The 22,296-nt window shown below is 43.7% G+C and carries 21 protein-coding genes; 12 read left to right on the forward strand and 9 right to left on the reverse strand.

All coding sequences use genetic code 11. The features are described 5' to 3' along the window. Window positions 1-2 precede the first annotated feature (2 nt). The 7 genes from HMPREF9064_RS09230 (at window position 3) to glyS (ending at window position 9,611) form a co-directional block, all read left to right on the forward strand. Window positions 3-653, forward strand: coding sequence for an FABP family protein (locus tag HMPREF9064_RS09230; RefSeq protein WP_005715573.1), 651 nt, complete (start codon window positions 3-5; stop codon window positions 651-653). A gap of 9 nt (window positions 654-662) precedes the next feature. Then, the gene (locus tag HMPREF9064_RS09225; RefSeq protein WP_005715575.1) at window positions 663-923 is read left to right on the forward strand and encodes a hypothetical protein; all 261 of its coding nucleotides are present in this window, start codon (window positions 663-665) and stop codon (window positions 921-923) included. Between the two features lie 66 nt (window positions 924-989). Next, the gene (locus tag HMPREF9064_RS09220; RefSeq protein ID WP_005715578.1) at window positions 990-5,009 is read left to right on the forward strand and encodes a S6 family peptidase; all 4,020 of its coding nucleotides are present in this window, start codon (window positions 990-992) and stop codon (window positions 5,007-5,009) included. 85 nt (window positions 5,010-5,094) lie between these two features. Next, window positions 5,095-6,360: a histidine-type phosphatase gene (locus HMPREF9064_RS09215; protein ID WP_005715580.1), complete on the forward strand. Its 1,266-nt coding sequence runs from the start codon at window positions 5,095-5,097 to the stop codon at window positions 6,358-6,360. Between the two features lie 5 nt (window positions 6,361-6,365). Then, the gene (locus HMPREF9064_RS09210; RefSeq protein ID WP_005715581.1) at window positions 6,366-6,731 is read left to right on the forward strand and encodes an endonuclease domain-containing protein; all 366 of its coding nucleotides are present in this window, start codon (window positions 6,366-6,368) and stop codon (window positions 6,729-6,731) included. A gap of 301 nt (window positions 6,732-7,032) precedes the next feature. After that, entirely contained in the window at window positions 7,033-7,524 is a 492-nt protein-coding gene (locus tag HMPREF9064_RS09205) for a hypothetical protein (RefSeq protein ID WP_005715583.1), read from the forward strand. A 20-nt stretch (window positions 7,525-7,544) separates the two neighbouring features. Beyond that, window positions 7,545-9,611, forward strand: coding sequence for a glycine--tRNA ligase subunit beta (glyS, locus tag HMPREF9064_RS09200; protein ID WP_005715585.1), 2,067 nt, complete (start codon window positions 7,545-7,547; stop codon window positions 9,609-9,611). 107 nt (window positions 9,612-9,718) lie between these two features. Here glyS and hemB read toward each other — a convergent pair whose 3' ends face one another. The 7 genes from hemB to yrfG form a co-directional block, all read right to left on the reverse strand. Then, complete coding sequence (gene hemB / locus HMPREF9064_RS09195) at window positions 9,719-10,741, reverse strand: porphobilinogen synthase (RefSeq protein WP_005715588.1); 1,023 nt, start codon at window positions 10,739-10,741, stop codon at window positions 9,719-9,721. Window positions 10,742-10,759: 18 nt separating this feature from the next. Beyond that, the gene (gene tatC, locus HMPREF9064_RS09190) at window positions 10,760-11,527 is read right to left on the reverse strand and encodes a Sec-independent protein translocase subunit TatC (protein WP_005715591.1); all 768 of its coding nucleotides are present in this window, start codon (window positions 11,525-11,527) and stop codon (window positions 10,760-10,762) included. Window positions 11,528-11,564: 37 nt separating this feature from the next. Beyond that, window positions 11,565-12,176 carry a Sec-independent protein translocase protein TatB gene (gene tatB / locus HMPREF9064_RS09185; RefSeq protein ID WP_005715593.1) on the reverse strand — a complete coding sequence of 204 codons (612 nt, stop codon included), beginning with the start codon at window positions 12,174-12,176 and terminating at the stop codon, window positions 11,565-11,567. Between the two features lie 3 nt (window positions 12,177-12,179). Next, complete coding sequence (gene tatA / locus HMPREF9064_RS09180) at window positions 12,180-12,410, reverse strand: Sec-independent protein translocase subunit TatA (protein WP_005715595.1); 231 nt, start codon at window positions 12,408-12,410, stop codon at window positions 12,180-12,182. A 295-nt stretch (window positions 12,411-12,705) separates the two neighbouring features. Continuing rightward, complete coding sequence (gene hslO, locus HMPREF9064_RS09175; protein ID WP_005715599.1) at window positions 12,706-13,581, reverse strand: Hsp33 family molecular chaperone HslO; 876 nt, start codon at window positions 13,579-13,581, stop codon at window positions 12,706-12,708. A 68-nt stretch (window positions 13,582-13,649) separates the two neighbouring features. Then, window positions 13,650-14,066 carry a ribosome-associated heat shock protein Hsp15 gene (gene hslR, locus HMPREF9064_RS09170; protein WP_005715600.1) on the reverse strand — a complete coding sequence of 139 codons (417 nt, stop codon included), beginning with the start codon at window positions 14,064-14,066 and terminating at the stop codon, window positions 13,650-13,652. A 12-nt stretch (window positions 14,067-14,078) separates the two neighbouring features. Further along, window positions 14,079-14,738 carry a GMP/IMP nucleotidase gene (gene yrfG, locus HMPREF9064_RS09165; protein ID WP_005715601.1) on the reverse strand — a complete coding sequence of 220 codons (660 nt, stop codon included), beginning with the start codon at window positions 14,736-14,738 and terminating at the stop codon, window positions 14,079-14,081. A gap of 39 nt (window positions 14,739-14,777) precedes the next feature. Here yrfG and nudE point away from each other — a divergent pair, with 39 nt between their 5' ends. Beyond that, on the forward strand, window positions 14,778-15,383 hold the full coding sequence (nudE, locus tag HMPREF9064_RS09160; RefSeq protein WP_005715602.1) for an ADP compounds hydrolase NudE: 606 nt from the start codon (window positions 14,778-14,780) through the stop codon (window positions 15,381-15,383). 14 nt (window positions 15,384-15,397) lie between these two features. Here nudE and HMPREF9064_RS09155 read toward each other — a convergent pair whose 3' ends face one another. Both HMPREF9064_RS09155 and HMPREF9064_RS09150 read right to left on the reverse strand, forming a co-directional pair. Next, window positions 15,398-16,273 carry a cupin domain-containing protein gene (locus tag HMPREF9064_RS09155; protein ID WP_005715603.1) on the reverse strand — a complete coding sequence of 292 codons (876 nt, stop codon included), beginning with the start codon at window positions 16,271-16,273 and terminating at the stop codon, window positions 15,398-15,400. Window positions 16,274-16,345: 72 nt separating this feature from the next. After that, window positions 16,346-16,972 carry a YkgB family protein gene (locus tag HMPREF9064_RS09150; RefSeq protein ID WP_005715604.1) on the reverse strand — a complete coding sequence of 209 codons (627 nt, stop codon included), beginning with the start codon at window positions 16,970-16,972 and terminating at the stop codon, window positions 16,346-16,348. 350 nt (window positions 16,973-17,322) lie between these two features. Between HMPREF9064_RS09150 and HMPREF9064_RS09145 the strand changes: the two genes are divergently transcribed. The 4 genes from HMPREF9064_RS09145 to zwf all read left to right on the forward strand — a co-directional run bounded on the left by HMPREF9064_RS09145 (window position 17,323) and on the right by zwf (window position 22,232). Beyond that, entirely contained in the window at window positions 17,323-19,329 is a 2,007-nt protein-coding gene (locus HMPREF9064_RS09145; RefSeq protein WP_005715605.1) for an OPT family oligopeptide transporter, read from the forward strand. A gap of 63 nt (window positions 19,330-19,392) precedes the next feature. After that, complete coding sequence (locus HMPREF9064_RS09140) at window positions 19,393-19,821, forward strand: hypothetical protein (protein ID WP_005715606.1); 429 nt, start codon at window positions 19,393-19,395, stop codon at window positions 19,819-19,821. Window positions 19,822-19,857: 36 nt separating this feature from the next. Next, the gene (gene cysQ, locus HMPREF9064_RS09135) at window positions 19,858-20,676 is read left to right on the forward strand and encodes a 3'(2'),5'-bisphosphate nucleotidase CysQ (protein WP_005715607.1); all 819 of its coding nucleotides are present in this window, start codon (window positions 19,858-19,860) and stop codon (window positions 20,674-20,676) included. A 71-nt stretch (window positions 20,677-20,747) separates the two neighbouring features. Next, on the forward strand, window positions 20,748-22,232 hold the full coding sequence (zwf, locus tag HMPREF9064_RS09130; protein ID WP_005715608.1) for a glucose-6-phosphate dehydrogenase: 1,485 nt from the start codon (window positions 20,748-20,750) through the stop codon (window positions 22,230-22,232). Window positions 22,233-22,296 lie beyond the last annotated feature (64 nt).

Consider the following 22,296-nt stretch of genomic DNA (forward strand, 5'->3'; position numbering starts at 1 on the left):
TCATGACCGATTTTCAATATCCGGACGATATTTACACCGAAGCGGAACCGGATGTAAACACGCTGGCAAATTTAGGGCCTTTAGCGCCGATGGCTGGCATTTGGGAGGGCAAGCGCGGTTTGGATATCAATCCAAAGGCGGAAGGGCCGGAGAAAGATCCTTATATCGAACATTATGAATTGCAACCGATTGATGCACAAACGAATGGCCCACAACTGTATTACGGCTTACGTTATCACACGCGGATTGTGCAGCCGGATGAAGTGGAAACCTTTCACGATCAAGTGGGCTATTGGTTATGGGAACCGGCAACCGGCACGATTTCTTTGTCGTTAAGTATTCCACGTGGACAAAGCCTCATTGCCACCGGTCATGCCGCACCGGATGCGAAAGAATTTACGCTAAAAGCTGTGCGTGGCTCTCTAACGAATGGCATTATCTCGAATCCGTTTATTGAACAATCTTTCACCACAGAAAGCTATGAGATTACGGTGAAAATTCATGAGGATGGCACGTGGTCTTATGATCAAATTACCACAATGATCATCCCAAATTACGACGAACTATTTGAGCATCGTGATCGTAACCGCCTAACCAAAATCGGCGAACCAACGCCAAATCCAACCGCACTTGCTGTGGAAAATAAAGGATAAGGAGCTGTGATGAAACCTATTCTTTATTATGCTGAGCAATGCCCTGATACTGCACCGTTTGTGGCGGAATTAAAACGCCTTGGTGTGGAATATGAGGAAGTGGAAGTATTGTCTTCTATCCCTAATTTGAAACAATGGTTGCGTTTACGTGATCGTCATCCTGCATTTGATGAGGCGAAAGCACAAGGTTATGCCGGTTTCCCAGCATTATTGTTAGATGATGATCGCGTTATTTTGGATCAAACCCAATTAAAAACCGTTTTTGCTTGAGATTAGCCCCGTACTTAAATTCGGTGAATTTTGATAAACCTCGTTCAATTTTATTAAATCCGTTTTATGAAAAAGAGATATTCTCAACCTAAATTTATTGCGCTGTTTGTGGCATTAAACGTCAGCCCAATGGCTTTTGCCGGACATGTCTATTCCGGTGTGGATTATCAGTATTTTCGTGATTTTGCTGAGAATAAAGGTAAGTTTACGCCTGGCGCGCAAAATATTGCGGTGGTGAATAAAAAAGGCGAATCTATCGGCACCATGATGCAAAATGCACCGATGATAGATTTCTCGGTGGTTAGTCGTAATGGTGTGGCGGCGCTAGTGGGCGATCAATATATCGTCAGCGTGGCACATAACGTGGGCTATCGAAATGTTGATTTCGGCATGGAAGGCAATAACCCCGATCAGCATCGATTCAGTTATAACATCGTAAAACGAAATAATTATAAAAACGATCCCACTCACCCTTACATGACGGACTACCATACCCCTCGATTAACCAAATTTGTCACAGAAGCTGCCCCCATAGAAATGGTGTCAAATATGCAGGGCAGCACCTATAGCGATTTAGACAAGTATCCAATGCGGGTGCGAATTGGTAGCGGTTGGCAATTTTTGCGTGATGATAATGACAATGGCAATCATATTGCCATGGCGTATAACTATCTCACTGCAGGCAATACCTTTATGCAAGGTTGGGCGAACAATGGTGAGGTTAGTTTAAGTGGTGATGTACGTCATCCGAATCAATATGGTCCGTTACCGATTTCCGGTTCTAGCGGTGACAGTGGTTCCCCGATGTTTATTTACGATAAAACTGCGAGGAAATGGCTGTTAAATGGCGTATTGCGTAGTGGCCACCCTTATCAAGGCAAAGAGAATACCTACCAAATTGCACGTAAGAATTATTTGGATGAAATCATTGCAAGAGATTTGGTCACAGTATTTGAACCTACAGCAGCGTCTTATGACTGGATTGCAGGCGGCAATGGCAGTGGCACTCTAACCAAGGGCAATCGTGTTGTTGCGACTACGCCACTTGCTAATTACAACCTGCCGTCTTCCGATAGAGATGAATTTTTTGGATATGGTGGTCCAAACCCTTATATGCCGGCACAGCATCACGGTAAGAACATTTACTTTGGAAATATGCAAAGTGGCACGATAACCCTGAAAAATAATATTGATCAGGGAGCCGGTGGGTTGACCTTTGAAGGGGATTTTGTAGTGCAGCCTACCACTGATGAAACGTGGAAAGGAGCCGGTATTTCCGTAGGGGAAGGCAGTACGGTCACATGGAAAGTCAAAAATCCGGCAGGCGATCGTTTGTCTAAAATTGGGCAAGGCACGTTGTTGGTTAATGGCAAAGGCGAAAACCTTGGTGATATCAGTGTAGGGGATGGTGTTGTCGTTTTAAATCAACAAGCTGACGAGCAAGGCAAAAAACAAGCCTTCAAGCAATTAGGTATTGTGAGCGGTCGCCCAACGGTGAAATTAGAAAGTGCCGACCAAGTCAATCCGAACAATATTTATTTCGGCTTCCGTGGTGGCCGTTTAGATCTTAACGGTCATTCGCTTACCTTTAATCGCATTCAAAATACCGATGAAGGTGCACAAATTGTCAACCACAACAAAGACACGGAAGCCACTGTCACGATTTTGGGTAATGCACAAATCAATAATGAAAACAACATTAATCAATCCAAAGCTACGGCGTTTAACGGTTGGTTTGGTGAAACTAATACCGCTCTTCATAACGGTCGGTTAAATGTCGTTTATCAACCTACGCACGCCGATAGCGTCTTTTTATTGTCGGGTGGCTCTAATTTAAACGGCAATATTACGCAAGAAAACGGTACTTTGGTCTTTAGTGGTCGCCCAACACCTCACGCCTATAACCATCAAAACCGACCGGCATTAATTGGTCGCCCGCAAGGGGAAGTGGTGATTGACGATGACTGGCTAAGCCGTACCTTTAAAGCGGAAAAATACATTATTAACGGTGGAAGTGCGGTCGTTTCTAGAAACGTTTCTGCGATAAACGGCGATTGGCAATTAAGCAACAACGCCAATGCCACATTAGGTGTGACCGACAAACAAGCGAATTTCATTTGTACGCGTTCTGACTGGACGGGGCTGACGAAATGCGCCAACCAAACCTTATCCGATAAAGTCTTTGCCAGCATTGAACGCAGCAAAATCAATGGTAATTTTGTCCTGAACGACAGTGCGAAATTATCGGTTGTAGGACTTGCAGATGTTATGGGTAATGTGGTGTTAAACGGGCAAAGTCAATATCACTTGGCACATAAAGCCACCCAAACCGGTGCCCTTTCACTTAATAACCAAGCCTCAGCAACGGTTGAAAATGCGACTTTGAGGGGCAACGCAACGCTTTCTGATCTAGCAAAATTAAATTTCGTTAATACTCGTTTTGATCATCAAATTCAGGGAAGTAAAGAGACGTTGGTTTCTTTGTCAGACAACGCAAACTGGATGTTACCGAACAGTACAATAATCGGTAATTTAAGCCTCAATAACGGGCAAGTGACCCTTGGTACGGATATGGCATCTCAAGCGAATGATCAAATATTTAAGACACTTACGGTGCTAGGTGATTTAAGCGGAAAGGGAACGTTTAGTTATCCTACTCATTTGCAAGAAAATAAAGGCGCACACGTGACAGTGAATGGCTTGGCAACAGGTGATTTTGTGTTAAACGTACGCAATACCGGCGTAGAGCCTCAAACCTTGCAACAGCTCAGTTTATTGACTCTTACAAATGCTGCTCAAACCGATAACGTTAAGGTTTCTTTGGTAAATGGCAAAGTCGATGCGGGGACATATCGCTACGAGCTGAAAAATGATAATCACGATTACCGTTTATACAATCCGAAAAAAGAACTGGAATTGGCAGAACAGGCTCGTTTAGCGGAAGAGAAGCGCAAAGCGGAAGAAGCACGAATCGCCGAAGAGAAACGTAAAGCAGAAGAAAAACGACTTGCTGAGGAGAGACGCAAGGCAGAAGAAGCGGCAAAAACCGCTGAAGAGAAACGTAAGCTAGAGGAAGCACTTCGAATCGCGGAAGAAAAGCGTAAAGCGGAAGAAGCTCGAATTGCGGAAAATAAACGTAAAGCAGAGGAAACTGCACGAATCGAGGCAGAAAAACGTAAAGCCGAACAAAAACGCAAAGCAGATGCGCAAACGCAAAAAGAGATGATCAGCCGTTATTCAAATAGCGCCTTATCCGAGTTATCTGCAAGTGTGAACGGCGCTTTGCTTATTATCGATGAATTAAATAAACATCTTGTTGGAGAGAGCCAGTCACATGTGTGGGTAAATACGGTTCGTGCTTCTCGTCGTTATGAGGCAGATGAATTCCGTGGTTACAAGCAAGAAAGCTATTTAACCCAGTTAGGGACACAACATATTGATGACAACTACCGCGTCGGTTTATTGTTCTCTCATGCCCGAGCAAAGAATACTTTTGATGACAATATCCGAAACAAAAATCGTCTGATGATGTTATCGGCTTTCGGCAAATATGATTTTGCTAACGGCTTGAACATCACAGCAGACATGAGTTATGGCTCAAGTGCGGGTGAAATTCGCGGTGAATTGCAAGATGCGGATATTCAACGCCATATTGTCGCTTTAGGCGCAGGGGTGGGGTATCAAATCAATTTAGGCAAACTTGCTGTTAAACCAAATATGAGTCTTCATCGCTACCACATTTCCGGCGAAAATTACCAATATGAGCAATCAGAAATTCATGTGCCGGCGGCGAATTTTAATGTTTACCAAGCGGGCGTGATGGTGGATTATTCGTTTATGCTATGGCAAGGTGTAACCCTTCGTCCATCACTTAGCGTAAATTATGTGGATGCTTCCGATTCCAAACTCACTGTGCAGTTAAATCAGGCACCATTGATGCAACGTTTTGACCGTTATTGGCAGCAAGAAATTGGCTTAAGTGCTGATTTAGGCGGTTGGCAGGTTAGCACCTATGCTGCCCAATCTCGTGGCAAACAGTTGGATAAACAACATCAGTTTGGTTTGAAAGTAGGGTATCGTTGGTAAAGCAATCGAACCCGACAGAAATAAGCACAAAAGATGATAGCATTGTGCAGTTATCGAATTATTCTTATTTAGAAAGGTAAAAAAGATGAAAAAAACACCTCAAATTCTGACCGCACTTTTGCTTGGTTCTGCCTTTGCGGGCGGTGTATTTGCTGAGGAACATCGCCCAAATACACCGAGTGCAGAGTATGAACTTGAGAAAGTCTTGATTTTTAGTCGTCATGGATTGCGCTCGCCGGTGGAAAAAGATCCACAGGAAATGGCAAAATATTCCCCCTATACGTGGGCGAAATGGGATGTGCCATCCGGTCATCTCACGGCAAAAGGGACGGTGTTAGAAACCTATTTCGGACAATATTTAGGTCAATGGCTTGCAGATAAAGGGTTATTAACAACTGAACGTTGTGCATCGGGCGAAGGTATTTTCGCTTATGCCAATGGAGTGCAACGCACCATTGCAACAGGGCAAGCCATTGTGGCTGGCGCATTTGCGGGCTGTAATGTTCAACTGCAACATCATGGTAAAATTGGTTCAGAAAAAGATCCAATTTTTAACACGCAGGCGCACAATCCAAGTCAAGCCTTGATTGAATCGGCAAAAAATAACGTTGATTTAACCGCTTTACAGCAAAAATTAGCGCCGAATTATGCGCTATTAAGTGAAATCATCGATTACAAAAACTCACCAAATTGCGTGCAAAAAGGCGAATGTGATTTAGGTGGAAAAGTCGGTGAATACAGTATTAAAGACGGCAAATCGGTTAAAATTACCGGCGCTATTAGCACAGGGAAGAAAATTGTCAGTGCATTATTGCTCGCCCATTATGTGGGTAAGCCTGATGCAGAAATCGCAAACGGCCGCGTGGATAGCCAAGAAAAATGGCGTGCAATTAACGAAATTAAAAACGAATATTACCGCACTTTATTTAAAAACAACGAAACGTTAGCACAAAATACGTCATACCCGTTATTGGCATTTATTCAGCAACAGCTAAATAGTGAAAACAAAATTAGCTTGTTGGTTGGACACGATTCTAATATTGTCGCTCTGCTTGCGGCACTAGGCGTTGAGCCTTATGAATTAGATGATTCGTTGGAAAATATCCCAATCGGTGGCAAGCTGCTATTTGAAGTGTGGAAGCACAAACCAAGTGGTAAGCTCAAATTTAAGTTAGATTATGTGTATCAAACCACCGACCAGCTGATTAACATCACGCCATTAAGTTTAACGACACCACCAAACCAAACAGCATTAACCCTCAAAGGCTGTGAAAAAGATGAAAAGGGTTTTTGTGATTACGAGCGGTTTCAACAGGTGTTGAGTGAGAGTGTTGAAAAGGGTATGAAATAGCGTTCATGCAACCCTATGAAAGATACTTAAAAGAGAATTCGCAGAAATTGCGAGTGGATCAAACAGATGCGGAAAGAAAGTTATGGCAACGCATCAATCGAGATCAATTATTAGGATTTCGATTTAATCGACAAAAGCCACTTTTAAGTTATATCGTTGATTTTTATTGTGCGAAAGCAAAGCTGATTATCGAATTGGACGGTAGTCAGCACTATGAGCCTGATTATCAGGAAAAAGATGCATTGCGAGATGCAGAATTAAATTCACTTGGTTTTACGGTGATGAGATTTAGCAATGATGAAGTCATGCGTGAAATTGAAGGTGTAATAGAGCAGATTTATTTGTTTTTGGAGAATGTGGGGGCGGATTAAGTGTGAGGTTGGATTAATTTCTGCCAAATCTCCCCTAACCCCTCTTTGCTAAAGAGGGGGATTTCTTGAGTAAATTGATAGTAACTGACTCATTTACATTTTAATTTCAATATAGATTAAATTATCTGCTTTCAAAAAACGTTAAAGTAAAACATAGATATTTAACTCTGCAAAGAGCCAATCCCCTCTTTAGCAAAGAGGGGTTAGGGGAGATTTGGCAGAAGTGATAATGAAGAAAGTAATTAAATTGATACGATTTATTGATTTATCTCTAAACTAAAATACCTTAAGGATTACTACTATGAAAAAAGTAATGTTAAAAACGTTTATTGTTGGTCTTATTGGATTTTCTGTGACAGGTTGTGAAGCAACACCAGATACTCACGATGAGACAAGTATTGAGCAACCAGTGCATCAAGAAAATTGGACTAAGCAACCACTTGAGAATGCAAAGTATTTAAGGGTTGGGATGACAGAATCTGAAGTTATCCAGATCATGGGAGAACCGATAACAAGAGAGTTTCAAGGGAGAAGATCTGCTCTACAATGGTGCTCTACAGGCACTATTGGCACTAATATGCCATATGATAGATTTCTTATGGCTGCTTTTACAGATGAACGCTTAACAGAGATAAAAAATTTCTCCAATAAAGATGAATTTGAAATTCTATCTGCACAGGTGGATAAAAATGGAGGAATTGATTGCGCTAGTCTAATCCAAAATGTTCACTGGCTAAAACCAGCAGACCAAATTATTGAGCATAGATATAGAGATATGAACTTCTATCGCTAATTTTGAATAAGAGAAACAAAATGACAACCCAAAACTTCCTAGTTGAAATCGGCACAGAAGAGCTGCCACCAAAAGCTCTCAAAACATTAGCAACCTCTTTTGCGGATAACGTTGAGGCGGAATTAAACCAAGCGGGCTTAACCTTCGACAAGATCGAATGGTTTGCGGCGCCGCGTCGTTTGGCGGTGAAAGTGTTGAACTTGGCGACACAACAACCGAGCAAAGAAATCGAAAAACGAGGGCCTGCAGTGTCTGCTGCCTTTGATGCGGAAGGTAAACCAACTAAAGCGGCAGAAGGCTGGGCGCGTGGTTGTGGCATTACCGTTGAGCAAGCAGAACGCATTGCGACTGATAAAGGCGAATGGCTTGTTCACCGTGCAAAAATTGAAGGTCAACCGACCAAAAACTTGCTGAACGATATTGTGGCAAATGCGTTGGCGAAATTACCAATTCCAAAACCAATGCGTTGGGCAGATAAAACCGTGCAGTTTATTCGTCCGGTTCACACCGTGACTATGTTGTTAGGCGATGAGTTAATCGAAGGCGAAATTTTAGGTGTAGCAAGCGCACGCACCATTCGCGGACATCGTTTCTTAGGTGAAAAAGAATTTGAAATTCAACATGCAGACCAATATCCGCAATTATTGCGTGAAAAAGGTTCTGTGGTGGCAGATTTCAATGAGCGTAAAGCCGAAATTCTTGCAAAATCTCAAGCAAAAGCGACCGCACTTGGCGGCGTGGCTGATATTGAAGAAAGCTTGCTTGAAGAAGTCACTTCTTTGGTGGAATATCCAAACGTTTTAGCGGCTAAATTTGAAGAACGCTTCTTAGCGGTGCCTGCGGAAGCCTTGGTTTACACGATGAAAGGCGACCAAAAATATTTCCCAATTTATGACAAAGACGGAAAATTATTACCGCACTTTATTTTCGTATCGAATATCAACCCTGAAGATCCAACCGCGATTATCGAAGGGAACGAAAAAGTAGTTCGCCCACGTTTAACCGATGCGGAATTCTTCTTCAAAACCGACTTAAAACAAAAACTGGTTGATCGTTTACCACGCTTAGAAACCGTGTTATTCCAACAACAATTGGGTACATTAAAAGACAAAACAGACCGCATTGAGCAACTGGCAGGCGAAATTGCAAAACAAATTGGTGCAGACGAAGCGAAAGCAAAACGTGCAGGTTTGCTATCAAAATGTGACTTAATGACCAACATGGTATTCGAATTCACCGATACACAAGGCGTAATGGGTATGCATTATGCCCGTCATGACGGTGAGGACGAAGAGGTCGCAGTGGCGTTAAACGAACAATATATGCCACGCTTTGCCGGTGATGAATTGCCTAAATCTTTGGTGGCAAGTGCGGTCGCTTTAGCCGATAAATTTGACACCTTAACGGGTATCTTCGGTATCGGACAAGCGCCTAAAGGCAGCGCAGACCCATTTGCATTACGTCGCGCAGCATTAGGGGCATTACGTATTATCGTAGAGAAAAACTTACCACTGGATTTAGAAGATTTAGTGAAAAAATCAGCCGCACTTTTCGGTAATAAACTCACGAATCAAAATGTGGTTGCCGATGTGGTGGATTTCATGCTCGGTCGTTTCCGTGCATGGTATCAAGATGAAGGCATTGCGGTGGACGTGATTCAAGCGGTATTGGCGCGTCGTCCAACTCGTCCGGCTGATTTTGATGCGCGCGTGCGTGCGGTTTCACATTTCCGTACCCTTGATTCTGCGGAAGCTTTGGCGGCCGCCAATAAACGTGTGGCGAATATTTTGGCGAAAGCGGAAGGCGACATTGGCGCAATTGATGTGGCGTTATGCGTTGAACCGGCAGAACAAGTACTTGCCCAAAGTGTGTTAAGTTTGGCAAAAGAAGTTCAGCCGTTAATCGCACAAGGCGAATATACGGCGGTGTTGGATAAACTCGCCGGCTTGCGTCAACCGGTAGATAACTTCTTTGACAATGTGATGGTGAATGCGGAAGACGCGAAATTGCGTCAAAACCGTTTAGCCATTTTGAACACGTTGCAAGGTTTGTTCTTACAAGTGGCGGATATTTCGTTGTTGCAATAAAAGATAAAAGTGCGGTCACAAAATCATGTGTTTTTTCCACCGCACTTTCTGTATAAAAAAGCCGAATAGGATTATTCGGCTTTTTCTTTAGATCTTCTATCAAGAAATTATTTATTCTTTCCTTCCAAATACAACCACTCTGCCACTTGTTTGGCGAAGTAAGTCAAAATGCCGTCAGCGCCGGCACGTTTGAAGCAAAGTAAAGATTCCATGATGCATTCTTTTTCTTTTAACCAGCCGTTTTGAATCGCCGCCATGTGCATAGCATATTCACCGGAAACTTGGTAGGCAAAGGTTGGTACGCCGAATTGTTGTTTTACGCGATAGACTAAATCTAAATATGGCATACCCGGTTTCACCATCACCATATCAGCACCTTCTTCCAAGTCTAATGCCACTTCTTGCAAGCCTTCATCGCTGTTAGCCGGATCTAATTGATAGGTCTTTTTATCGCCGCCTTTTAAGTTTCCGGAAGAGCCCACGGCGTCACGGAACGGGCCGTAATAGTTGGAGGCATATTTAGCGGAGTAAGCCATGATGAGGGTGTTAATAAAGCCTTTTTCTTCCAAGGCACTACGGATTCTGCCGATGCGTCCGTCCATCATGTCGCTTGGCGCGACCACATCTGCGCCGGCTTCTGCGTGGGAAAGGGCTTGTTTGATTAATACGTCGGTGGTGATGTCGTTCAGTACGTAGCCTTCTTCATCGATAATGCCGTCTTGTCCGTGCACGGTGTAAGGGTCAAGCGCCACATCGGTTAACACGCCAAGTTCCGGATAGGCAGCCTTAAGCGCTTTCACTGCGCGTTGCACCAAGCCGTTCGGGTTATAGGCTTCTTCCGCCATTAAGGATTTTTTCGCCTGTTCTACCACAGGAAACAGCGCAATCACCGGCACGCCATATTTCACCAATAAACCCGCTTCAATTAACAGTTGGTCTATGGTTAAACGTTCTACGTTTGGCATGGAAGGCACAGCTTCACGATGATTTTCGCCTTCAATAATAAATACGGGATAAATCAGATCATCAACAGTCAGTTTATGTTCCGCCATCAAGCGGCGACTAAAATCCTGTTTACGCATACGGCGTAAACGGCGGGTTGGAAAACCGGTAAAAATTTGTTGTGTCATATTATCTCCCGAATTGAATTAGTGATTAGATGTGTTGTTTTCTTCTTGAGTAGTTTCATTTTCTTCACGCGGACGGTAAAAACGCGCGCAGAATACACCTACTTCAAATAACAAACACATCGGAATGGCGAGCAGGGTTTGTGAGAACACATCCGGCGGAGTTAAAAGCATACCGATAAAGAACGCACCCACAATAATGTAAGGGCGTTTGGCTTTTAAATCTTCCGGCGTGGTGACACCTGTCCAGCACAGCAAAATGATGGCAACAGGCACTTCAAAACAAATGCCGAAAGCTAGGAATAGGGTAAGAACAAAATCTAAGTAGCTACTGATGTCCGTGGCGATCGAGACGCCTTCCGGTGCTGTTTTCGTTAAAAAGCTAAACACTAATGGAAAGACAACATAGTAAGCAAAGGCTACGCCTAGATAAAACAACAGCGTGCTGGAAAATAGTAGCGGATAAATGAGGCGTTTTTCGTGTTGATATAATGCCGGTGCCACAAAAGCCCAGATTTGATAGAGCAAAAATGGCACTGAAATAAAAATAGCGACAACCCCGGTCAGTTTAATTGGGGTGAAAAACGGCGTTGCAATGTTGGTGGCAATCATACTGGAGCCGTTTGGCAAGTTTGCGGTTAACGGTGCCGCCACAAAGTTATAAATTTCATTGGAGAAGTAAACGAGCGCGACAAATATCACGGCAACGAAAATGATGCTGCGTAATAAGCGATTGCGTAGTTCTACTAAGTGAGTGATAAGGGGTTGAGTATCGTCAACGCTGGTCATAAGTTATCCTGATGTGAGGCGGTCCCGCAAAGCACGGTTAACTTTTGTCTGAGGCTTTGTCTGACGTGTCCGATTCCGTGTGAGCCGGTAGCGGGTTATCCGGATCATATTGATTGATGTAGTAGGCGAGTTTCTCGTCTAATTCAATTTCTTCTTGCTCCGCCTGTTCTGCCGGAGAAAGAGCAGTTATATTTTCCGTCGTTTCTTCTTTTGGTGTTTCTAAAGCGACAGTTTCCAATGCGGGCGTTTCTGTTTGTAGCGATTCAGTGAGATTTTCTACCGCACTTTTATCCGCCTGCACCTGCTTCAATTCATTGATTTGATCTTGAAGTGTTGTGTTGGTCTCATTGGCTTTTTGTTCTAGCTCAGAGCGTAGCTTGTCAGCGGAAGCTTTAAGTTCTTCCACTGTTTTGCCTAATTCGGGCGACAACGCCTTGAGGTTTAAACTTTCCGCTTTTTTGATGCTGTCTTGTAATTCCTGCAATTTCAGCTCTTGTTTTAGTTCGTTTTGGACGTTCGCCGCCAGGCCGCGAATTGTGCGTACCCAACCCATTACGGTACGAATCGCCACCGGTAAACGTTGTGGGCCTAGTACTACTAAGCCCACAATGCAAACTAATACAATCTCGGAAAAACCAATATCAAACACGGATTATGCCTGTTCTTTTTCTTTGTTTTTTTCTTGTTCCGGTTGTGCGCTTTGTTTTTGTTCCACTTTGTCGAAACTTGCGTCAGCCGGTTTGGCTTCTTCGTTCATGGCTTTTTTGAAGCCTTTTACTGATTCACCTAAATCAGTACCTAAAGTACGTAATTTTTTCGTACCGAACAGTAACACGATAATTAAGACTAAAATCGCTAATTGCCAAATGCTAATACCGCCCATAAAAACCTCGTCATTCTATAAAAGTAATAAATAAAAAACGTGCGAAACTATACCCGTTTTACGCAGTTTGAACAATAGCTAGGCAGGATTATTTTTGTATTTCTTGATTTAGTTCATATTGGGTTAATGCCTTGGTGGATAAGGCTTAACGTAATAGTTATCAGCATGGATTTATTGTAAAAAACAAATGGAAAAAGCACCGCACTTAACCGAGCAGACTTTTGCCTGTGGTAATTGGAATAAAAGAAAAAGGCGTGCACTAAAAATGCACGCCTTAGATGAGATAGGTTTGCGGTTAAGCTTGCGAACCTGCTTTTAATTTCTCAATCGTTTCTTTATTGAAGAAATAATGCGTGCCACAGCATTCGCATTGCATATCGATGGTGCCTTGGTGTTCGGCGAGGATATGGTCAATTTCTTCTTCCGAAATTAACAACAAGGCAGCGCCTGAACGTTCTTGCGAACAGCCACAGTGGAAGGTCACCGATTGTGGTGCGAAGAGTTCAACGGTTTCTTCGTGGTATAAGCGGTACAATAATTCTTCTGCGCTTAAGCCAAAAATCTCTTCGTCTTTAATGGTGGCGGTTAAGGTGGCTAAATGTTCGAAATCGTCCGGTGAGCCCGAACCATCCGGGACAATTTGCAATAACACACCGGCGGCGACCGGTTTGCCGTCATATTCACCACTGCGGATAATCAGTTGTGTTTGAAGTTGTTCGGAACGGACGAAATAGTCTTCCAAACATTCGCTGATAGTGGGTTTGTCGAGGGGCACGATTCCCTGATAGCGTTCGCCTTCTTTCGGTGCAATGGTGATCACCAACACGCCTTTACCGATCATTTGGTGTAGGGTCATGCCGTTATCAATATCGCCTTGTAAACGGGCAAGCGCACGGATTTGTTGCTGATCGTTGCCGTTGACTAACGCCAGTTTTAATGGGCCATCGCCTTGAATTTGTACGGTGATATCACCGTTAAATTTTAAGGTGGCGGTCAGCAAACTGGTGGCGACCATCATTTCGCCTAATAAATTGCGTACGGCTTGTGGGTAATGATGGGTGTTTAAGGTGTCGTTGAACGTTTGATTTAAGCGTACCCATTCGCCACGTACGGCGCGGTCTTTGAATAGATAACGATAAAGTTGGTCGTTGTCTTTAGTATAAGTGGTCATCTTTTTTGTTCCTAATTGAATATTGTTCGCCAAATATAAGGGCGTTTCCCTCGATTACAAGGTGGCGCTTATGCTTGGTTTTGATGTTTGAATTTAAGTAAATCGCGACGTTCTTTTTTGTCCGGACGGCGATCAGGGTGCGGCATAGACAGCGCGTTCATTTTGCGTGCCATGGCAAGTTTTTCTCGATTGGCAAGGCTTTGTTCTGTTTCGCGGTAAAGCAGTTGCGCTTCCGGTGCACCTCGCCGTTGAGTGGAAAGCGCCAACACAACGATTTCCTTTTCGTCACTGCCTTGGCGTATTTTTAGGGTGGCACCCACTTCCACGATCTTATTCGGTTTGCTGCGTTGCCCGTTATAATGGACTTTGCCTCCGTCAATCATCTCTTTGGCGAGTGTGCGGGTTTTATAAAAACGCGCTGCCCACAGCCATTTGTCCAAACGCACTGCTTCTTTTTCTTCTTCTATTTGATAATGTTTTGCCATGTTGCCGCGTCCTTACAGTAAAGTGCGGTAGTTTTTGACGGAGAAATGGCGCTCAAAGGATTTGTCCGCCAAGGTACTGTCCGGATTTTCCACGCCGATAGTGTAGGCAATGCCAAATTTTTTAGCGCTATCTAACACCGGTTCTGTGTCGTCAATAAAAAGGGTTCGGCTCGGATCGAATGGCGTGAATTGTTGCAAACGTTGCCACAAAGACTGTTCCACTTTGGGCGCATTAAACTGATGGCTGGAAAGCAACAAATCAAAGTGCGGTGCTAAATCGCAGTGTTTTAATTTTTCTGCCAAACTGAACGGATGGCTGTCGGTGAGCAAAATTAATTTCTTGCGGCGTTCACGAGCGGCTTGTAAAAACGGATAAACATCCGACCGCACTTTGATGTAATCGCGCTGTTGTTGTAACAATTCACGCAACGGTAAATCTAAATTTTTCGCCCAAAAATCAATGCAATACCATTGCATACTGAATTCCACCTGCTGATAACGGCGATGGATCAGTTCGCGACTTTGTTCCACAGAAAGCTTGAATTTGTTGGCATACGCCTGCGGCACCACCTTTTTCCAGAAACGGTGATCGAAATACAGATCGATTAGCGTGCCGTCTAAATCCAGAATCACGGTGTCGATTGCTTGCCAGTCAAATTTTTGTTGTACCATCCCTGTTGTGGTCCCTTTTCTTTGTAAAAATAGTGGGGTATGGTATCGCTATTTCAGTGGTTTGTAAAACAAGGGAAGAAGAGAACAATGTTACAAAAACCAACCATTCTCAATATAAAAACTGTAGCAAAATCAACGATATTTGAAATTCAATCGGTGGATTTGAAATTCGCCAACGGAACGCACCGCACTTATGAACGTTTTCGCCCCGGCAAATACGCTTCGGTGATGGTGGTGGCGATTGATGGCGAGGATATGTTGTTAGTGCGTGAATATGCCATGGGAACAGAGCGCTATGAGTTAGGATTTGTGAAGGGCAGAATGGATGCAGGTGAAACGCCGGAACAAAGCGCCAATCGCGAGTTGCAAGAAGAAATTGGTTTAGGCGCAACATCTTGGGTGCATTTGCGCACGATTAATTCATCCGTTGGCTTCATGAATAATCCTATGCACATTTTATTGGCGCAGAATTTTTATCCGAGCAAACTGGAAGGCGACGAGCCGGAACCGTTGCAAGTGGTACGCGTGCCGTTGGCAAACATTAACGAGTTATTGCATGATCCTGAATTCAATGAAGCGAAAAATCTGACCGCACTTTATTTACTTCGGGATTATTTACAACGGAAAGCCTGTGTTAACCCATGAATTGGTAGTTGTATTTATCGGTATTTCCCCGGAGAAATGCCGTAATAGGATTTAAACACTTTGGTAAAGTGGGTGTCTGATTGGTAGCCCACTTCCGAAGCAATTACGCTAATCGGTTTTTGTGTGTTTTTTAGTAACATTCCTGCCATATTCATTCGCATTATAGTGAGAAATTTACCGGGCAAAATGCCCGTTTTTTGTTTAAATGCACGAATAAAATTGGCGCGTGACATGGCGCAATTTTCTGCCAAGCTCTCCATGCTCCAGCTTTCTTTGGGGTTGGCTATGATAGCATTTACGGCATTTCTTAAACGTTTGTCCTGTAATGCGCCGAAGATGCCTTGATTGACCTGATGGTGTTGAAGGTAATCTCTGATTAAATAAGTGAAAAGAATGTTGCATAACGCATTGACGACAACTTCATTGCCGAGGTTATCCTCTGTTTCTTTGCGCAGCAATTTCAGTAAGGCCATGATGGAATCGTTATTTCCGGCAAGGTGCCACTGCGGTAGATTAAACAGTAAACTTTGCGCAACGTTTAAATAACGAAAATAACCGCAAAACATTTCAAAATCAGCAGATTCGCTTGAGCTATTGCGATGTAATGTAAAAACACCTTGTGTGGTTTTGGTAATTTGTGTTTCTGTGTCGGTGCCGTGATAAATAACGTGCTCTTCTCCGTAGGGCAGAAAAATGACATCGCCCGGTTTGAGCCGGTAGGTTTGGTCTTTCAGCCGAATTTGGCATTCCCCTTGTGACACAATATGAAATCTGCCAATTAAATTCGGTTCCTGTTTATGATGGATTAGCCAGTCACCTTGAAAACGACAGAGGATATTGATTTCTCCCTCAATGCCTGACTGTCGGACAAGCTGATCTAAATAGTCCATGTTCTACTTTTCTCCTGATTAACAAATGAAGAAGCCTATCACAGAGTGATAAGCTTCATATCGGTGTTTCAATTAGACGGATGCTTTATATTTTAAGTAGCGATTCGCACATTCGGCAGCGGCAACTAATCCCCCAGCCATCATAATAATATCTTTAATAACCAAACGTCCCGCACCGGATAAATATGGAAAGCCGTAATTTGGTGTAGGCAAATCGCCCCCTAAATTAGGCACCCACGTTTCCGGCGTGAAGATCAGGAACGACAGGGTGACAATGGACATACCGAACGTCAGCAAACCGCCGAGTAGCCCAAAAGTCGGAGACCAGATTCCGGCTAACGTTAATAAGCCGATGGTCACAATGATTGCACCGATAATATAAGATGCGGTGTAAGTCCCGTTAGCTTTGTGCCATTCAATATTTTTCGCCACCATTTTACCTTCGGGATTTTTATAAAGGGTATATTCTTTTACTAATTCGCCTTTATCGTTTTGCACCAAATTTGGTCCGTTTTTATAGAGGAAACTTAAGAATGGACTATTTGAGACAAAATGGGCAATACCATCTGCTTCATATTGACATACTTTTAGCCCGCCAATCCATACCATAACGATACAAATGGCGATTCGTATAAAGTTAATAAATTGGCGTTGCATCGGGGCAACAATTTTCGCGAGTAATTCAATTAATGCATTCATTTTTTAGCCTCATAGAACTTCATCATTCAGTGGATGATACAAAATGTAGTGGTTATTTACCTAAATGGAATAGGCTCGGCGAACTATATAGGATATGAAGAATAAATAACTTGATGAGATTCGCTATTTTTTATAATTGAGACTAAATCAGATGGATTTAAGATTATAGCGATGTTGAGTGGAGGGCTATTTTACTATTGAATAGGTTATAGGATTATAAATAGTTTAAAAATATGGCTGATATTTAAATAAAATTCAATTTAAGCAAAATAAATTGAATGAAACTTGATTATTCGCTGCTTTTTTGTCAAGGTGGCAACGTTTTTTATTTAAAAGATAGGTAATGTGTTATGCAATCTACAAACTTAAAAGAGTTGACCTTCCGAGGCATGTTCCTTGGAGCGTTGATTACGGTGTTGTTTACCGCATCTAACGTTTATTTGGGTCTAAAAGTGGGGATGACATTTGCGTCGTCGATTCCGGCGGCAGTTATTTCCATGGCGGTACTGAAATTCTTTAAAGATTCCAGTATCTTGGAAAACAACATGGTGCAAACTCAAGCATCTTCTGCGGGTACGCTTTCTTCAGTGATTTTCGTGTTGCCGGGCTTGTTGATGATGGGCTACTGGCAAGATTTCCCGTTCTGGCAAACCATGTTGATTTGTGCTGCGGGTGGTACGTTGGGCGTGTTGTTCACGATTCCATTGCGTCGCGCCATGGTGGTAAATAGCGATTTACCTTATCCGGAGGGTGTTGCTGCGGCGGAAATTTTGAAAGCCGGTAACAATTCTGATGCCGACAGCGGCGTGAAAGATATTGCTTATGGCGGTATTTTTGCCAGCGTCGTGGCGTTCTTAACGAACGGTTTACGTTTGATGGCAGATGGTGCCAGCGCGTGGTTTACCGGCCCGGGTGGCAAAGCGATTTTCCAAATTCCGATGGGCTTTTCTTTAGCCTTATTAGGTGCCGGTTACTTAATCGGTATCGTGGGCGGTATTGCGATATTGTTGGGTACCTTCTTTGCTTGGGGCTTAGCGGTACCGTTCTTTACCATGTCCGGTGATATGCCAACTGATGGAACTATCGTGAGTTATGCCATGAGCATGTGGAAAACGAAAGTACGTTTTATCGGTGTGGGAACAATCGGGATTGCGGCGATTTGGACGTTATTGATTCTGATGAAACCAATGGTGCAAGGTATGGTGCATTCTTTCCGTATGTTGAAAGGCACACAAGGTGCGTCTGAACATCGTATTGATATCGACCTTTCACCAAAAACCATGATTTACATTTTAATTGCCGCTGTGGCGTTAATCGTGGTTTCCTTACATCACTTTATCGCTGCCGCACCGATTTCTCCGGAATTGGCGTTATTGTTAGTGGTCGTTTGTACTTTCTTGGCAGTATTTATCGGTTTCTTCGTGGCGGCAGCCTCCGGTTACATGGCGGGGCTTGTGGGTTCTTCCTCTAGTCCAATTTCCGGTATCGGGATCATTTCCGTGATCGTGATTTCTTTAGTATTGTTTTCTATCGGCAATGCTTCCGGTTTATTTGAAACGGCGGATGGACAGAAATTCTTGACCGCACTTACCTTGTTTACCGCGTCTATCGTGTTAACGACAGCAACTATTTCTAACGATAACCTGCAAGATTTAAAAACCGGTTTATTGGTCGAAGCGACGCCTTGGCGTCAACAGGTGGCGTTAATTATCGGTTGTTTCGTGGGTGCATTAGTGATTGCGCCGGTATTGGAAATTCTTTACCACGCTTACGGCTTCACCGGCGCATTACCGCGTCCGGACATGGATCTATCACAAGCGTTATCTGCACCGCAAGCAACGTTAATGACTACCATTTCACAAGGGATTTTCTCTAATAAATTAGAGTGGACTTACATCTTAACCGGCGTGGGTCTTGGTGCAGTGTTGATTATCATTGACAGCTTCTTGAAAAAAATGAGTAACAAAGCCTTTGCGTTACCGGTATTGGCTGTGGGGATTGGTATCTACTTACCACCTTCTATTAATATGCCGGTTGTCACCGGAGCATTCTTGGCGTGGTTAATTAATCGTCACATCACCAAATATGCAGCGCGTAGCGGCGACAAAGACGTGAACAAACGAGCAGAGCGTTTTGGTACCTTGTTCGCCGCGGGCTTGATTGTAGGCGAAAGCTTAATGGGCGTTGTATTAGCCTTTATCATTGCCGCCTCCGTTACCTCCGGTGGATCTGAAGCGCCATTGGCCTTGAATTTGGAAAACTGGGGTACGATTGGTGAAGTACTTGGTTTAGTCGTATTTATCGCCGGTGTGACCATTTTCACCTTGCGTGTATTACGTGCAAAAAAATCTGCGTAATCGCTAAAATTCCTCTACAATAGGCTGTCTTTTGATAGCCTATTTTTTTACTCAGGAATTCTTATGCCGTCTAAATTTCCATATCTAAAAGCACTCATTTTATTTCCTTTACTTGCTCAAATTATTGGCACGTTGGTTAGCATTTACGTTGATGACAACACTGATGAATTATTCACCACAGTGGATGTCGTGCTATTTAGTTTCTTAGCCACATTTATCGTGGTAACCGTGCCGGCGCTGTTGATTGCATTATGGGCAAAGATTTATCGCTACACGCGTTATAACGTGGTGGCGATCGTGTTAATTTCTCTGACTATTGCCTTTTGTTATGGAAACATCGCGAGTTTTATTTATATGACGCTAACCCAACCTGCTATGACCTTTGGCGTGTGGTTGCATGGCGGTGGCATTGATATGGCATTTTTGCTCAGCTTTGGTATGGCACTGTATTCGGTTCTCGTGTTGCCTTTGTTGTTGCCGAAAACGAGATAAATTGCGACTTGGATTGAGAACATAGGAGGGAAGACTATGCCAATTCTCACAACGCATTTATTACAGGATGTGATTCATATCGCCCAACAAGCGGGCGAGCATTTACGTCGTTTTTATCAACATTCGGTGTCTGTTCAAATCAAAGCAGACAATACACCGGTGACGGAAGCGGATTTGTTTGCCAGTCAATTTTTAACGGAAAAACTGACCGCACTTACCCCACATCTTCCTATTTTGTCAGAAGAGAATTGCAACATTCCCCTTGCGGAGCGGCAGGCGTGGGAGTCCTATTGGTTAATTGACCCTCTTGATGGCACACAACAATTTATTAATCGCACCGATCAATTTTCCGTGCTCATTAGCTTAGTGAAAAATCATCAACCGGTGTTGGGCGTGATTCATGCGCCGATATTGGGCTATACCTATTACGCCATGAAAGGATTTGGGGCGTATAAGCTGCAAGAGGGAAAACCGTGCAAATTAGCATTCCGTGATATTGCTTTAGACCGACCTTTGCGCATTGCCGTGGGTTCTGCGGCCACCGCCGAAAAAGTGCGGTCAATTTTGAACCCGAATTTTGATTATGCATTTCACATCTGCGGTTCCAGCAGCTTAAAAAGCACACTGGTGGCGGATGGTGTATGCGATTGCTATATTCGCTTAGGTCGCACCGGTGAGTGGGACACAGCCGCCGCAGAGATTTTGCTGGCGGAAATGGGCGGGGTGGTTTTTGACTTAAATTATCAACCGCTGACTTACAATCAACGGGAATCTTTCGTGAATCCGAACTTTTTAATGGGCGTTACGCGAGATTTTCGATGGGATAATATCTTTCGCTCCGATTTATCAGAGTGATTAGAAATGCCGGATGATTTTCCTTATCATACGACGTATTTATTAAATCGTAACATTAATGTGGTAACCAAATGAAAACAGAAAACTGTTGTATCGTTATCTTCGGCGCGTCCGGAGATTTAACCTATCGTAAACTTATTCCGGCGTTGTATGACCTTTATAAAATTGATCGGTTGGGCGATGATTTCTCCGTTTTGGGTGTGGCGCGCACCGAATTAAACGACGATTCTTTCCGTGAAAAAATGCGTCAAACGCTAATTGAACACGAAGGCGCGGAAGGCGAATGTTTAGAACAATTTTGTCGCCACTTATATTACCAAGCCGTCAACACCTCAGATAAAGCGGACTATGCCAAACTGATTCCGCGACTTGATGCCTTGCATGAAACCTATAAAACCAACGGCAACACCTTATATTATTTATCCACGCCGCCGAGTTTATATGGCGTGATTCCGGAATGTTTGGCAGAGCATGGTTTAAACAAAGAAGAGCATGGTTGGAAACGTCTCATTGTGGAAAAACCGTTCGGTTATGACCGCAAAACCGCCGAAGCCTTGGACGTTCAAATTCACCGCTTCTTTGAGGAACACCAAATTTATCGTATCGACCATTATCTTGGTAAAGAAACCGTACAAAACCTACTTGTGTTGCGTTTTTCTAATGGTTGGTTTGAGCCGCTTTGGAACCGTAACTTTATTGAATACGTGGAAATCACCGGGGCCGAATCTATCGGCGTAGAAGATCGTGGTGGTTATTACGACGGTTCCGGCGCAATGCGCGATATGTTCCAAAACCATTTGTTGCAAGTATTGGCGATGGTCGCAATGGAGCCGCCGGCGATTATCAATTCGGATTCCATGCGTGATGAAGTGGCGAAAGTATTGCACTGCTTACGCCCGTTAACCCATGAAGACATGGAACATCATTTAGTGCTTGGACAATACACGGCCGCAGAAATCAACGGCAAAATGGCGAAAGGCTATTTGGAAGAAAAAGGCGTGCCGGCAGATTCCCGCACGGAAACCTACATGGCATTGCGTTGTGAAATTGAAAACTGGCGTTGGGCGGGTGTGCCGTTTTATGTGCGCACCGGCAAACGTTTACCGGCGCGTGTCACCGAAATCGTGATTCACTTCAAAACCACACCGCACCCGGTATTCAGCCAAAATGCACCGGAAAATAAATTGATTATCCGTATTCAGCCGGATGAAGCTATTTCCATGCGTTTCGGCTTGAAAAAACCGGGCGCAGGCTTTGAAGCAAAAGAAGTGTCCATGGATTTCCGCTATGCAGATTTAGAGGGCGCGACTGTGATGACCGCATACGAGCGTTTATTGCTTGATGCCATGAAAGGCGATGCGACCTTATTTGCCCGTACCGATGCCGTACATGCCGCGTGGAAATTCGTGCAACCAATTTTGGATTACAAAGCTCAAGGCGGTCGCGTGTATGACTACGAAGCAGGCAGTTGGGGCCCGATAGCCGCAGATAAACTGATTGCCAAAGAAGGCAAAGTGTGGCGCAAACCAAGTGGTTTGATGAAGAAAAAAGTTTAATTTAGTTAATCTCATGTAGGGTGGGCTTTAGCCCACCGTTCCTAATATCTAACATAATAAAATG

This window comes from Aggregatibacter segnis ATCC 33393, from assembly GCF_000185305.1.
In the GTDB taxonomy this organism is placed as follows: domain Bacteria; phylum Pseudomonadota; class Gammaproteobacteria; order Enterobacterales; family Pasteurellaceae; genus Aggregatibacter; species Aggregatibacter segnis.